At 66.4% G+C, this 13443-nt stretch carries 13 protein-coding genes; 5 read left to right on the top strand and 8 right to left on the bottom strand.

What is annotated here, in order from left to right; all coding sequences use genetic code 11:
• The first annotated feature begins 20 nt into the window (after nucleotides 1–20).
• Nucleotides 21–1511: a gamma-aminobutyraldehyde dehydrogenase gene (locus IDF66_RS15325; RefSeq protein WP_190267621.1), complete on the top strand. Its 1491-nt coding sequence runs from the start codon at nucleotides 21–23 to the stop codon at nucleotides 1509–1511.
• Entirely contained in the window at nucleotides 1508–2923 is a 1416-nt protein-coding gene (locus IDF66_RS15320; RefSeq protein ID WP_190267620.1) for an NAD(P)/FAD-dependent oxidoreductase, read from the top strand. Before IDF66_RS15325 ends, IDF66_RS15320 begins: the two co-directional genes overlap by 4 nt.
• Nucleotides 2924–2954: 31 nt before the next feature.
• On the opposite strand, the gene IDF66_RS15315 is transcribed toward IDF66_RS15320, so the two are convergent.
• The 8 genes from IDF66_RS15315 to sdhC all read right to left on the bottom strand — a co-directional run bounded on the left by IDF66_RS15315 (nucleotide 2955) and on the right by sdhC (nucleotide 10175).
• A complete protein-coding gene (locus tag IDF66_RS15315; protein ID WP_190268025.1) occupies nucleotides 2955–3689 on the bottom strand; it encodes a type 1 glutamine amidotransferase in 735 nt (244 codons plus the stop codon).
• 5 nt (nucleotides 3690–3694) lie between these two features.
• Nucleotides 3695–4570 (bottom strand): universal stress protein, encoded by an 876-nt coding sequence (locus IDF66_RS15310; protein WP_190267619.1) that lies wholly within the window; start codon nucleotides 4568–4570, stop codon nucleotides 3695–3697.
• On the bottom strand, nucleotides 4560–6065 hold the full coding sequence (locus IDF66_RS15305; protein WP_190267618.1) for an APC family permease: 1506 nt from the start codon (nucleotides 6063–6065) through the stop codon (nucleotides 4560–4562). Before IDF66_RS15305 ends, IDF66_RS15310 begins: the two co-directional genes overlap by 11 nt.
• 114 nt (nucleotides 6066–6179) lie before the next feature.
• The gene (locus IDF66_RS15300) at nucleotides 6180–6593 is read right to left on the bottom strand and encodes a hypothetical protein (RefSeq protein WP_190267617.1); all 414 of its coding nucleotides are present in this window, start codon (nucleotides 6591–6593) and stop codon (nucleotides 6180–6182) included.
• 145 nt (nucleotides 6594–6738) lie between these two features.
• Nucleotides 6739–7527: a succinate dehydrogenase iron-sulfur subunit gene (locus IDF66_RS15295; protein WP_164308428.1), complete on the bottom strand. Its 789-nt coding sequence runs from the start codon at nucleotides 7525–7527 to the stop codon at nucleotides 6739–6741.
• On the bottom strand, nucleotides 7527–9281 hold the full coding sequence (gene sdhA / locus IDF66_RS15290; protein WP_164308429.1) for a succinate dehydrogenase flavoprotein subunit: 1755 nt from the start codon (nucleotides 9279–9281) through the stop codon (nucleotides 7527–7529). Before sdhA ends, IDF66_RS15295 begins: the two co-directional genes overlap by 1 nt.
• Nucleotides 9282–9298: 17 nt before the next feature.
• Complete coding sequence (locus IDF66_RS15285) at nucleotides 9299–9757, bottom strand: succinate dehydrogenase hydrophobic membrane anchor subunit (protein ID WP_164308430.1); 459 nt, start codon at nucleotides 9755–9757, stop codon at nucleotides 9299–9301.
• A gap of 10 nt (nucleotides 9758–9767) precedes the next feature.
• The gene (gene sdhC, locus IDF66_RS15280; protein ID WP_164308431.1) at nucleotides 9768–10175 is read right to left on the bottom strand and encodes a succinate dehydrogenase, cytochrome b556 subunit; all 408 of its coding nucleotides are present in this window, start codon (nucleotides 10173–10175) and stop codon (nucleotides 9768–9770) included.
• A gap of 224 nt (nucleotides 10176–10399) precedes the next feature.
• Between sdhC and IDF66_RS15275 the strand changes: the two genes are divergently transcribed.
• From IDF66_RS15275 to IDF66_RS15265, 3 genes are read left to right on the top strand one after another with little or no spacing between them, the layout of a single operon-like run.
• The gene (locus IDF66_RS15275; RefSeq protein WP_190267616.1) at nucleotides 10400–10801 is read left to right on the top strand and encodes a cytidine deaminase; all 402 of its coding nucleotides are present in this window, start codon (nucleotides 10400–10402) and stop codon (nucleotides 10799–10801) included.
• Nucleotides 10798–12279 (top strand): thymidine phosphorylase, encoded by a 1482-nt coding sequence (locus IDF66_RS15270; RefSeq protein WP_190267615.1) that lies wholly within the window; start codon nucleotides 10798–10800, stop codon nucleotides 12277–12279. The genes IDF66_RS15275 and IDF66_RS15270 overlap by 4 nt, the downstream gene beginning before the upstream one ends.
• Nucleotides 12276–13415: an adenosine deaminase gene (locus tag IDF66_RS15265; protein ID WP_190267614.1), complete on the top strand. Its 1140-nt coding sequence runs from the start codon at nucleotides 12276–12278 to the stop codon at nucleotides 13413–13415. The genes IDF66_RS15270 and IDF66_RS15265 overlap by 4 nt, the downstream gene beginning before the upstream one ends.
• Nucleotides 13416–13443: the final 28 nt, after the last annotated feature.

Here is a 13443-nt window from a genome sequence, read left to right as displayed (position 1 = left end):
CGCCGGTAGGCTCGACGAGCATGTCACCCATCAGAGGCGTTCCGTCGGGCTGGATTGGCGGAAAGGCCTTCGCCGGGTCGGGTTCGCACTACGCCGTCATCGATCCGGCGAACGACGAGGTGGCCGCGTCACTCACCCTCTGCACCGCCCACGACGTCGACACCGCGGTCGATGCCGCCCGATCTGCCCAGCGGGAGTGGGGTTCGGCGACGCCCGCGGACCGCGCGGGGGTGCTGGCATCGCTGGGGCGAGCACTCGCGGCCGATGCGCGTCTGCTCGCCGACGAGGAGGTTCGTCATACCGGCAAGTCGATCCGGCTGGCCACGGAGTTCGATGTTCCGGGGTGTATCGACAATGTCGACTTCTTCGCAGGGGCCGCTCGTCATCTCGAGGGGAAGGGCTCTGCCGAGTACTCGGGTGATCACACGTCGTCGATCCGGCGGGAACCGGTCGGCGTCGTCGGTTCCATCACGCCGTGGAACTACCCGCTGCAGATGGCGGTCTGGAAGGTGCTGCCCGCGCTTGCCGCCGGGTGCGCGGTGGTCCTCAAGCCCGCCGAGATCACTCCGCTGACAACGCTCACACTCGCTCGTCTCGCGACCGAGGCCGGTCTGCCCGATGGTGTACTCAACATCGTGGTCGGCAGCGGCGCCGAGGTCGGCGCGGCCATCGCCGGTCATCGCGGGGTCGACATGGTGACCTTCACGGGCTCGACGACCGTGGGTCGGATGGTCATGTCGCAAGCCGCCACGAACGGTACGCGCGTACAACTCGAGCTCGGCGGCAAGGCGCCCTTCGTGGTCTTCGACGATGCGGACATGACCGCGGCGGTGCACGGTGCGGTGGCCGCGGCGCTGATCAACGCGGGGCAGGACTGCACCGCTGCCACCCGCGCCATCGTCGCCGAGGCCCGCTACGACGAGTTCGTCGACGGCGTGGCCGATCTGATGGCCGGCGTCGTCATGGGAGATCCCTATGACCCGGCAACAGATATGGGTTCGCTCATCTCGCGTGGACACCGCGACAAGGTCGCTGCGATGGTCGATCGTGCACGTCGGTCGGATGCGCGAGTGGTCACCGGCGGGGCCATCCCGGACGGCGCGGGGGCCTTCTTCCCGCCGACCCTGGTCGCCGACGTCGCGGAGGACTCCGAGATCTATCGCGATGAGGTGTTCGGCCCGGTACTGACGGCGAGCCCCTTCACCGACGACGATGATGCGATCCGCCGAGCAAACGACACCGTGTACGGATTGGCCGCGTCGGCGTGGACACGCGACGTCTACCGGGCGCAGCGTGCCTCCCGTGAGATCCATGCGGGTTGTGTCTGGATCAACGACCACATTCCGATCGTCAGCGAGATGCCCCACGGCGGATTCGGCGCATCCGGCTTCGGCAAGGATATGTCCACCTACTCCCTCGACGAGTACCTCGCGACCAAGCACGTGATGAGCGACATCACCGGCGTGGCCGAGAAGCCTTGGCACCGAACCGTGTTCGCCGGCGCGAGATGAGCTGGGCGAGCAAGCCGACCGCGCGCGGCACGGCGATGGTGGCGCAGGCCAGGCCGGTCCCGTACTGGCTCGACCGGCCCGAACGGCCCGAGCCGCGACCACGGCTGGCCGGTGCGGTGTCCGCCGATCTCTTGATCGTCGGTGGTGGCTTCACCGGGTTGTGGGCTGCGGTGCAGGCCGCCGAGCAGCACCCGGGCCGGCGCGTGGTCCTGGTCGAGCGCGACCGGATAGCCGAGCATGCGTCGGGCCGCAACGGCGGATTCTGCTCGGCGAGCATCACCCACGGCCTGGCCAACGGTCTCGACAGGTTTCCCGACGAGATGCCCGAACTCCTGCGGATGGGCCGGCAGACCCTCGACGACATCGAAGCCGCCGTCGAGCGACTGGGAATCGATGCCGACCTCGAGCGAACCGGCGAGCTCGACATCGCGAACTTCGACTGGCAGGTGGCAGATCTGCAGGAGTCGTCGTCACGGGCGGCATTGCTCGGCACCGACCTGCCGTTGCTGCCGGGACCAGAGGCGCTGGAACGGGTCTCGTCGCCAATGGTGGTCGCGGCCACCTTCGATCGTGACGTCGTGATGCTCGACCCGGCGAAGCTCGCCTGGGGCCTGGCGGCAGCGGCGGAACGACTGGGTGTACGGATCTTCGAGCACACCGAGGTCGCCGGTATCTCCGCCGTGGGTGCGAAGATCCGTGCTTCGGTCTCCTACGGTGAGGTCGAAGCGGACGCGGTCATTCTCGCGACGTCGGCCAGTCCGTCGCGGATTCGTCGTCTCCGGCCGTACACGGTGCCGGTCTGGGACTACGCGATCATGACCGAGCCACTCACGCCGGTGCAGCGCGCGGCGATCGGATGGTCGGGCCGCGAAGGCCTCGCCGACTGCGGTCCGAGGTTCCACTACTTCCGGCTCACCGCCGATGATCGCATCCTCTTCGGGGGCTGGGATGCCCTCTACCACTACGGGTCCGATGCCGGTCCGGGGCACGAGTTCGAGCCGGGGGAGTTCGCACTGTTGGGCGAGCATCTGCTGCAGTTCTTCCCGCAGCTCGAGGGGATACGTGTGACCCATTCCTGGGGTGGCGTCATCGACACATGTTCACGGTTCTGCGCATTCTGGGACCGCGCCCACGAAGGACGAGTGGTGAGCGTGGTCGGGTTCACCGGGCTCGGTGTCGGTGCGTCGCACTTCGGAGCCCGGACCGCCCTCGATCTGGTGGATGGCCTCGACACCGAGCGCACACGTCTGACGATGGTGCGCACCAAGCCTGTTCCGTTCCCTCCGGAACCGTTGCGGTGGATCGGGATCACCGCAACCCGACATCAGCTCGCGCGCAGCGAGCGCCGCGAAGGAAAGCGCGGCGCGTGGCTCGCACTGATGGACAGGGTCGGGTTGGGCTTCGACAGCTGAGTACCGGCAGGCGAGTGGGCGGCGCGGCCGGTCACCCGGCGGGCCGGTGGGTCGCCACCGAGGCCAGCCAGCGTCGCATGACCGCGGCCGACAGGGGTGCCGTCAGCGCCTCGGCGTTCGCCGCGTCGTCGGCGAACCGATCCACCGCGGCACGTCCGATCGCGGCCTCGACCTCATTGCGCGATTCCCCGTGCAGCCAGCGGCGGATGAGGGCTCCGCCTGCCTCCAGATGGAACTGCACCCCATAGCTGTTGCCATACCGGAACAACTGATTCGGGTATAGAGCCGAGCCGGCCAACAGCGTGGCCCCGGCAGGGAGTGCGAAGGTGTCGAAATGCCACTGCACGGTTTCGAACGCGGCCGACGGCGTGGCGCCCCACACCGGGTCGGCGATGCCGTCGCTGTTCAGCGTCACCTCTCGCACGCCGATCTCGGGCACGTCGCCCCGGAAGACATCGGCGCCCAGCGCCGCCGCGAGCAGCTGCGAACCGAGGCAGACTCCCCAGACCGGGATGCCGACGGCGACCGCGTCGCGCAGAAAGACGATCTCCGATGCGATCCACGGGATCGCATCGGCGTCCCCGACGCCCATGGGTCCGCCCATCACGATGATGGCGTCGAACCCGGTCATCTTGTCCGGCAACGGTTCCCGCCAGGCGCGGACCGTCTCGACATCGGCGAGTTCATCGAGTGCGGTCGAGTACGCCCCGGGGGTCTCGACTTCGGCATGCCGCAGTTCCAGCACGCGGATTCGCTGGGTGGCCATCATGGTCATCCCGACCTGGGCACCACGATGACCGGTGCGGTGGTCCAGCGCAGTATTCGGGCGGCCGTACTGCCGAGAAAGACCCGTCGGGCCGCACCCAGATGACCGGAGCCGATCGCCACGACGTCACCGTCGTCCCAGGGGAGGTTGTCCAGCGCCTCGTCGAGTGTCGCACCGTCGGCGACCAGCACGTCGACCTCGAGATCGCCGGTCACCGTGGCGCGGGTCTTGTCGAGCAGTGCGCGGGCGGTCGCGACCTGCAGCTCACGTGCGGCGCGGCTGGTCTCGTCATCGAACGGGGAGTCGAGGGAGACCAGCGACAGCAGGCGGAGATCGAGGCCGGCATTCTCGGCCATGGCGACGGCGAACGGCAGCGGGTCGCTGCGCCCGGGCTTCGACGATACCGCGACGGTGATCGAATCCAATTGTGCCGCAGCATTGTCGGAGTAGCCCCGGGGTGCGAGTGCGACCGGCAGCGGTGACGAGTGGAGCAACCCGGTGCTCACCGTCCCGAGGCTGTGTCGCCGTAGCAGGCCGTCATCGGCGCCACCGACCACGATCATCGCCGCCTTGGATCGCTGAGCCATCCCGATCAGGCCGTCGGCGAACGAGTCGTCGACGGCCACCACGGTCCGGGTCTCGATACCGGGCGGTATGTGTTCCGCGCCGTCGGCGAGCCACTGCGCGGCTTGGTTCTCCAACCGCTCCTGATATTCGCGGAGGCCCGGCTGGCCGTCGTGTCCGACCGGACGGACGACGCAGATCAGATCGATGGCCGCGCCTGTCGCGCGGGCGATCACCACCGCGAGTGCGATCCCGTCGAGACCGGATGGGGTGGCCAGGTAGCCGACCGCGAGTCGTGGGGTCGGATCAGTAGACATCGGGCACCTTCACTTCGGTGTTCGCATCAAGGGTCTGGCCCTTGAAGAAACTGCTGTTGTGCGCATAACAGGCCAGCATCAGGGGTACGCCGAGGACGAGCATGCCGACGCCGAGGATGAACACGCCGCCGACCCCACCGACCGATGTGGACCCGTAGTCTGGCGCGATCATGTCGATTGCACTCTTGACGAACGCCCAGGTCATCGCGATACCGCCCAGCAAGGGGAACAGTCCGCGCATGAAGAAATGACGTGCCGAGGAGGACAGTGTCCGTCGGAAGTACCAGACGCACGAGAACGCGGTGATGCCGTAGTAGAACGCCACGGCCAGTCCCAACGACGCGATGGAGTCGCCGAGTGTGTTCTGGCTGAGGAATGACAGCACCAGGTAGAACGTCAATGCCGAGATGCCCATGACGGCGGTGCCGAATGCCGGTGTCATGTAGCGAGGATGAATCTGGGCGAACCGCTCCGGGAGCGCCTTGTAGACGGCCATCGACAAACTGCCCCGAGCGGTGGGCAGGATGGTCGACTGGGTGGAGGACAGCGCCGAGATGCTGACCGTGAGCAGTAGTGCTGCGGCCATCACGCCGCCGGCGACGGGTTCGCCCAGCGTGGTGAGCACGTCGTCGGTGTTCTCCGGGTTGTTCAGTCCGATGCCTGTCTCGCCGAAACCTGCGAACGACTCGATCGCGTAGGCGACCAGCACGTACGTGGCGACCAGGATGACGCAGGTGATCACCGCGGCCCGACCGGGAGTCTTCGCGGGATCTTTGGTCTCTTCGCCGATGGCCAGACACGCGTCCCAACCCCAATAGATGAAGATGCAGAGGATCACGGCGGCGGCGATCTCGGATTGGGTCAGTCCGCCCGGCCACAGCCAGCCGACCTCGGGGGAGATGGCCTGCGGGCCTGCGGTGCCGACGCCGACCTTCACCAGTGCGATCACGCTCGCGAGGATCAGCACGGCGAACTGGACGAACATCAGCACGGCCTGGATTCGCTCGCTGATGACGATTCCGCGAATGCTGATCCAGGTCATCGCCGCGATGAACAGGCAGCCCAGCAGGACCTTGACCCAGAGGGTCTCGGCGAGTGTGTCCAGGCCGAGGAACTTCAGTAGGTAGACGGCCGCGATCTCGGCGACATTCGCCAGGACGATGATGGCCGAGACGGCAAGTCCCCATCCGCCGATCCAGCCGATCCACGGCCCGAAGGCCTTGGTGCCCCACGTGAAGGTGGTGCCGCAGTCAGGCGTGTCCTGGGAGAGTTCGCGGTAGGCGAAGGCGACCAGGAGCATCGGGATGAAGGCGAGGACGAACATCGCCGGGGCCTTGGTGTGGACGGCCGCCACCACGTAACCCAGGGTGGCGGCGAGGCTGTAGGCCGGCGCAACCGCCGACAGCCCGATGATGACATTCCCGAGCAGACCGATGGAGCCGGCCCGGAGGCCTTTCTCACCCGCGTGGATCTCGGCGTGCACGGTTTCTGCCATGGTGTCTCCCACTCCTGTGGCAATGGTGGGATAAGACTACGGTTTCCGCAGAGAATCCGCGCGGCAAGGAGAGATTCTCTCGTATGCCCTTGATTGAACGACGGATTCAGTCACTCAGCGACAGTAGGTGGTTGCATATCGTGGCGAGCGGGCGGACTTCTCGCGCATCTTCGTCGTGTTCACCCAGACGGCACACGCGGCGAAACGGCCGTTCGACTGGAACAGCGTGTCGATCTTCTGGTGGCGAACCCGGCTCGTGAACACGAGCGATCCTGTCCACAGACCTGTGCGCTTGTCGAAGCGACGGAGTGGGAGGTCGCTCTGGCGCCGCATCCGGTTGTGCGAGTCGTACCAGACCACAGTGCTGTTGACCTGTCGGTCCGAGGTGAGGACGACGGTGATCCGGTCGCCGGTGCCCGGATATCTCGGGCTCGCGTCGGCGAATGGCACTCCGAGGGCCGGGGCAAGGATCGGTCCGAGGCCGAGGGTCAGGATGAGGCCGGCGATCACGAGGTGGGTACGAGTCATGATGATTGGACGCGCGCCGTCATCGTGCGGTTCCATCGCGTTCCGGACTCACTCACCCACCGACGACACAGCCCCTCCCGGGCTGTGGGAGGGGCCGTGTCGGGGCTGCAGAGAAAGAATCTGCTGGATAGGCGAGAGCAGGTGCTCAGCGCGAGAACATCAGGGCGCGCTTGACCTCTTGGATCGCCTGGGTGACCTGGATGCCGCGGGGGCATGCATCGGTGCAGTTGAATGTGGTCCGGCAGCGCCAGACGCCGTCGACGTCGTTGAGGATGTCGAGGCGCTCGATGGCGGCCTCGTCGCGGCTGTCGAAGATGAACCGGTGCGCGTTGACGATGGCGGCGGGCCCGAAGTAACTGCCCTCGTTCCAGAACACCGGGCAACTCGTGGTGCAGCAGGCACAGAGGATGCACTTGGTGGTGTCGTCGAAGCGGGCACGGTCATGCTGGCTCTGGATGCGCTCACGCGTCGGCTCGTTGCCGGAGGTGATCAGGAACGGCTTGATCGCGCGGTACGCGTCGAAGAACGGCTCCATGTCGACCACGAGGTCCTTCTCCACCGGAAGGCCCTTGATGGGCTCGATGGTGATGGTGATCTCTTTGCTGTTGTCCTTCGGGAGCATGTCCTTCATCAGGAGCTTGCAGGCCAGGCGGTTCACACCGTTGATGCGCATCGCGTCGGAGCCACACACGCCGTGCGCGCAGCTGCGCCGGAACGTGAGGGTGCCGTCGAGGTAACCCTTCACGTAGAGCAGGAGATTGAGCAGGCGGTCGGTGGGCAGGGCAGGCACCCGGAAGCTCTCGAATCCCTGCGCGTCGGGGTCTTCCGGGTTGAACCGGAAGATCTTCAAGGTCACCATGGTGGCCTCGTCGGGTACCGGCGGCAGTGGTGGCTCGTCGGACGAGGGCGCGGGGTTCTCCATGATTGCTGTCATCAGTACTTACGCTCCATCGGCTCGTAGCGGGTCTGCACCACGGGCTTGTAATCCAACTCGATGTCCGAGAGAAGGTCGGTGCCCTTCTTGTAGGCCATCGTGTGGCGCATGTAGTTGACGTCGTCCCGGTCGGGGTAGTCCTCGCGGGCGTGACCGCCGCGCGACTCCTTGCGGTTCAGCGCGCCGACCACCGTCACCTCCGCCATCTCCAACAGGAAGCCGAGCTCGATCGCTTCGAGGAGATCGCTGTTGAAGCGCTTGCCCTTGTCGTGGACACGGACGTGTGAGTAGCGCTCCTTGAGTGCGTGGACGTCGGTGAGTGCCTGCTTGAGGGTCTCCTCGGTGCGGAACACCGAGGCGTTGTTGTCCATCGTCACCTGCAATTCGGTGCGGATGTCGGCGACGCGTTCGTGTCCGTGGTCCGACAACATCAGTTCCAGCCAGGTGTCGACCATCTTGGTCGGGTTCTCGGGCAACTCGACGAAGTCGGCGGACGTGGCGTACTCGGCCGCGGCGATACCGGCACGACGTCCGAAGACGTTGATGTCCAGCAGAGAGTTGGTACCGAGGCGATTGGCGCCGTGCACCGAGACACAGGCGCATTCACCCGCCGCGTACAGGCCGTGGACGACCTCGTCGTTGTTGCGCAGAACCTGGCCCTCGATGTTGGTCGGGATACCGCCCATCACGTAATGACAGGTCGGATACACCGGGACGTACTCGGTGACCGGGTCGACGCCGAGGTAGGTGCGGGCGAACTCGGTGATGTCGGGCAGCTTCTCGTTGAGCACGTCCTCGCCGAGGTGGGTCACGTCGATGTAGACGTAGTCCTTGTTCGGGCCGGCGCCGCGTCCTTCGAGAACCTCGAGAACCATCGACCGGGCCACGATGTCGCGTGGGGCGAGGTCCTTGATGGTCGGCGCGTACCGCTCCATGAAGCGCTCGCCGTCGGCGTTGCGCAGGATGCCGCCCTCGCCGCGGACGGCCTCGGAGATGAGGATGCCGAGTCCGGCCAGGCCGGTCGGATGGAACTGATGGAACTCCATGTCTTCCAAGGGAAGTCCCTTGCGGAAGACGATGCCCATGCCGTCACCGGTGAGGGTGTGGGCATTGGATGTGGTCTTGTACATGCGTCCCGAGCCGCCGGTCGCGAACACGATCGACTTGGCGTGGAACACGTGGATCTCGCCGGTCGACAGCTCGTAGGCGACGACGCCCGTCGCCACCGACTCGCCGTTCTCGTTCTCACCGAGGCAGATGTCGAGGGCGTAGAACTCGTTGAAGAACTCGACGTCGTTCTTGACGCAGTTCTGATACAGGGTCTGCAGGATCATGTGGCCGGTGCGGTCGGCGGCGTAGCACGCACGGCGGACCGGGGACTTGCCGTGGTCGCGGGTGTGGCCGCCGAATCGGCGCTGATCGATCTTGCCCTCGGGGGTCCGGTTGAACGGGAGTCCCATCTTCTCGAGGTCGAGGACCGCGTCGATGGCCTCCTTGGCCATGATCTCGACCGCATCCTGGTCGGCGAGGTAGTCGCCGCCCTTGACGGTGTCGAAGGTGTGCCACTCCCAGTTGTCCTCTTCCACGTTCGCCAGTGCGGCGCACATACCGCCCTGGGCGGCGCCGGTGTGGCTGCGGGTGGGGTAGAGCTTGGTCAGGACCGCGGTCCGGGCGCGGGGCGCGGACTCGATGGCGGCGCGCATCCCGGCGCCTCCGGCCCCAACGATGACAACGTCGTAGCGATGTTCCTGCATAAGTTCGTCAATCTCCTCTAGCCGACGCTGTTCACGTCGAAGGTCAGCAGCGCGTACGTGCCGAGCACGAGCACCAGGATCATCGAGATGCCGAGCAGCACGTTCAGCCAGAATCGGGTGGAGTCCTTGCGCGAGTAGTCCGCGATCACGGTCCGGACGCCGTTGCCGCCGTGCAGCTGGGCGAGCCAGAGCATGGTGAGATCCCAGATCTGCCAGAACGGCTCACGCCACCGCGCCGCGACGAACGAGGCGTCGATGCGGTGCACGCCGTCGTCCCAGGCGAGCATGATGAACATGTGACCGATGGTCAGGATGATCAGGGCCAGACCCGAGAAGCGCATGAACAGCCAGGCGTACTTCTCGAAGTTGCCGCCCTTGCGCATGCGCGGCGACCGCGGGTTGTCCAGACTCGCGGGCCGGTCGTACTCGGTGCCCAGCGTTTTGGCGGCACCCGGAGTGGCTTGCGATGCAGTCATCAGGTGCCTCCTAGAACGAGTGGGTGATCAGGATCTGCAGCAGGCGGATGGCCGCCGCGCCGAACACGATGACGAAGACGGTCACGATCGCCCACAGCATCTGCCGCTGGTACTTGGGGCCCTTCGACCAGAAGTCGATCAGGATGATGCGGACGCCGTTGAACGCGTGGTACAGCACGCAGGCGACGAGTGCGATCTCCATCAGGCCGATGATCGGCGTTTTGTAGGTCTCGATGACCTCGGAGTACTTGTTCGGATCGATCCTGATGACCGCGGTGTCCAGCACGTGGACGAACAAGAAGAAGAAGATGGTGACACCGGTGATCCGGTGCAACACCCACGACCACATGCCTGGGTCGCCGCGATACAGGGAGCGTTTGCGCACCGGGTCCGGTGCTACCTCGGTCGGGGTGCTCATCGGGAAATTGGCCTCCAACAGCGTCGATGGATGTGCCGAGTCGGCATTATCAGGCTCGGCCGTGGACCCATGCAAGAGACTTTAAACCTATGCTGACCCCGCGCATAAATTGCCCGAACCGATTTGGGCGACAACTGATCTCGACTTAGGTTTGCCTTACCAAGCTTTGCGCTGGTAAGGGATGTCACATCCTGGTCGTCCGTGCCGATTGTGAGGAGTTCGGTTTGGTTCCCGAGATTGACTGGAATCTGTTGCGGGACAAGGCATCATCGATGCTGGATCGAGCCTATGCTCCGTATTCCGGGTTTCCGGTCGGCGCATCCGGGCTCACCCTCGATGGACGCCTGGTTCTGGGCTGCAATGTGGAAAATGTCTCATACGGACTCGGCATCTGCGCCGAGATCGCACTCTGCGCACATCTGTTCGCGACGGGCGGGGGACGGCTGATCGCGGTGTCGGTCTGCGACTCCCGGGGCGAGATCCTCATGCCCTGTGGTCGGTGCCGGCAGGTGCTGCTCGAACACGGTGGTCCCGGGCTGGCGGTGGACCACCCGCGCGGGTCGACGACCCTGGGCCATCTGCTGCCCGATGCGTTCGGCCCCGATGATCTGGCGGCGGGCCGATGAGCGATCAGGAGTCGACGTTGGCGGATCGGAGCGGTGCCGAGGATGCCGAGATCATCGACGCGATCTCGGTGATCACCACCAAACGCGATGGCGGAGAGCTGACGGACAGTCAGATCGACTGGGTGATCGACCGGTATACGCACGGCGCCGGGAGCGGAGCGAGCGGGCCGGATTCGAGCGGCGCCGGGAGCGGAGCGAGCGGGCCGAATCGGCAGGGCGCCGGGAGCGGAGCGAGCGGGCCGAATCAGCACGGCGCCGGGAGCGGAGCGAGCGGGCGCGTGGTCGACGAGCAGATGTCCGCCCTGTTGATGGCGATCTTCCTTCGTGGGATGAATCGTCGTGAGATCTCGCGGTGGACGCAGGCGATGATCGATTCGGGACGGCGGATGGACTTTTCCGGCCTGCGGCGTGGTGGCCGTCGGTTGGTGACCGTCGACAAGCATTCGACGGGCGGTGTCGGGGACAAGATCACGCTGCCGTTGGCGCCGCTGGTTGCCTCGTTCGGCGTGGCAGTTCCCCAGCTGTCCGGCCGCGGGCTGGGCCACACGGGCGGAACTCTGGACAAGCTCGAGTCGATCCGGGGCTGGCGTGCCGACATTTCTGCCGCCGAGATGAGCGAGCAACTCGAACGGGTCGGTGCGGTGGTGTGCGCCGCCGGAGGTGACCTCGCGCCCGCCGATCGGCGTCTCTATGCGTTGCGCGATGTGACCGGGACCGTCGAATCCATTCCACTGGTGGCCAGCTCGATCATGAGCAAGAAGATCGCCGAGGGCACCGGGGCGCTGGTCCTCGACGTGAAGTTCGGTAGCGGGGCCTTTCTCAAGGCGGAAGAGCAGAGCCGGGAGCTCGCCGAGACGATGGTGTGGCTCGGGCATGCGGCGGGCGTGTCGACGACCGCCCTGCTGACGGATATGAACACCCCTCTCGGTCGCACCGCGGGCAACGCGCTTGAGGTCGCCGAGTCGGTGGAGGTGCTCGCCGGCGGCGGCCCCGCCGACGTGGTCGAGCTGACGCTTGCGCTGGCACGGGAGATGCTCGACGCGGCAGGCCTCACCGATGCAGATCCTGCACAACATCTGGCAGACGGGACCGCGATGGACACCTGGCGCGCGATGATCGCGGCGCAGGGCGGCGACCCCGATGCGCCGCTGCCTCGTGCCCGGCACACCGAGTCGGTGCAGGCCACGCAGTCGGGGATCGTCACACGGCTCGATGCGATGGCGGTCGGGGTCGCGGCGTGGCGTCTCGGCGCGGGGCGCGCCGTCCCGGGTGAGGCGGTGCAGGCCGAGGCCGGAATCACGTTGCACGCCAAGCCGGGCGATCGGGTGACGGCGGGCGATCGGTTGTTCACGCTGCACACCCAGACCCCGGAGCGCCTTGCCGCGGCGCGGGCCGCATTGGCGACCGCGGTCGGAATCGGAGATTCTGCGCCACAACGCAGGCCGTTGGTCGCCGACCGCGTTACCGTCGGTTCATGACGCCCGACGACCCGACGACGCCGCCCGGGCGGCCGCTGGACCTCCCCAACATCTCGCTGGCACCCAAGGTGGTGCTCCACGATCACCTCGACGGCGGTCTGCGCCCGGCGACAGTTCTCGAACTAGCGCGCGAGGTGGGCTATCCGGACCTTCCGGCCGACGACGCGGAATCGCTGGCCCGCTGGTTCCGTGACGCGGCGGACAGCGGTTCGCTCGAGCGCTATCTCGAGACGTTCGCGCATACCGTCGCGGTGATGCAGACCCCGTCTGCGCTGAGACGTGTGGCTCTCGAATGCGTGCGAGATCTGGCTGCCGACGGGGTGGTGTACGCCGAGGTGCGATACGCGCCCGAGCAACACCTCGCACGCGGGATGACGCTCGATGAGGTGGTGGAGGCGGTGCTGGCGGGTTTTCGCGACGGGGAGGCAGAGGCCGAGGCGCAGGGGCGTCCGATCCTGGTGCGGTGCCTGGTGACCGCCATGCGCCACGCCGCCCGGTCGCAGGAGATCGCCGAGCTGGCGGTGCGATACCGGGACGACGGTGTGGTGGGCTTCGACATCGCGGGTGCCGAGGCGGGAAATCCGCCGACCCGGCATCTCGATGCGTTCGAGTTCATGCGCGCGAACAACGCGCACTTCACCATTCACGCCGGTGAGGCGTTCGGGTTGCCGTCGATCCATGAGGCGATCGCTTTCTGCGGCACCGATCGCCTCGGGCACGGGGTCCGGGTCATCGACGACATCACGTTGCCGCCGGGCACGGACCTGGCCGCCGAGTCGTTCGACGGAGTGGAGCTTGGGCAGATCGCGAACATGGTGCGGGACAAGCGTATCCCGCTGGAGCTGTGCCCGAGTTCCAACGTCCAGACGGGTGCGGTCGCCTCGATCGCGGAGCATCCGTTCAACGTCCTCGCTCGCCTGCGCTTCCGGGTGACGGTCAACACCGACAATCGGCTCATGAGCGACACCACCATGAGCAAGGAGTTCTACCGACTGGCCCAGCAGTTCGGGTACGGCTGGGCCGACTTCGAGCGGTTCACGGTGAATGCGATGAAGTCGGCATTCATCCATTTCGACGAGCGACTCGCGCTCATCGACGACGTCATCAAACCCGGGTACGCGGTGCTGGTGGGCTGAGGTCGGCCGGGGCGATCTCGATGCGGTG

This window comes from Gordonia hankookensis (assembly GCF_014673215.1).
Lineage (GTDB): Bacteria > Actinomycetota > Actinomycetes > Mycobacteriales > Mycobacteriaceae > Gordonia > Gordonia hankookensis.
This window is presented reverse-complemented; position numbering and strand designations above follow the sequence as displayed.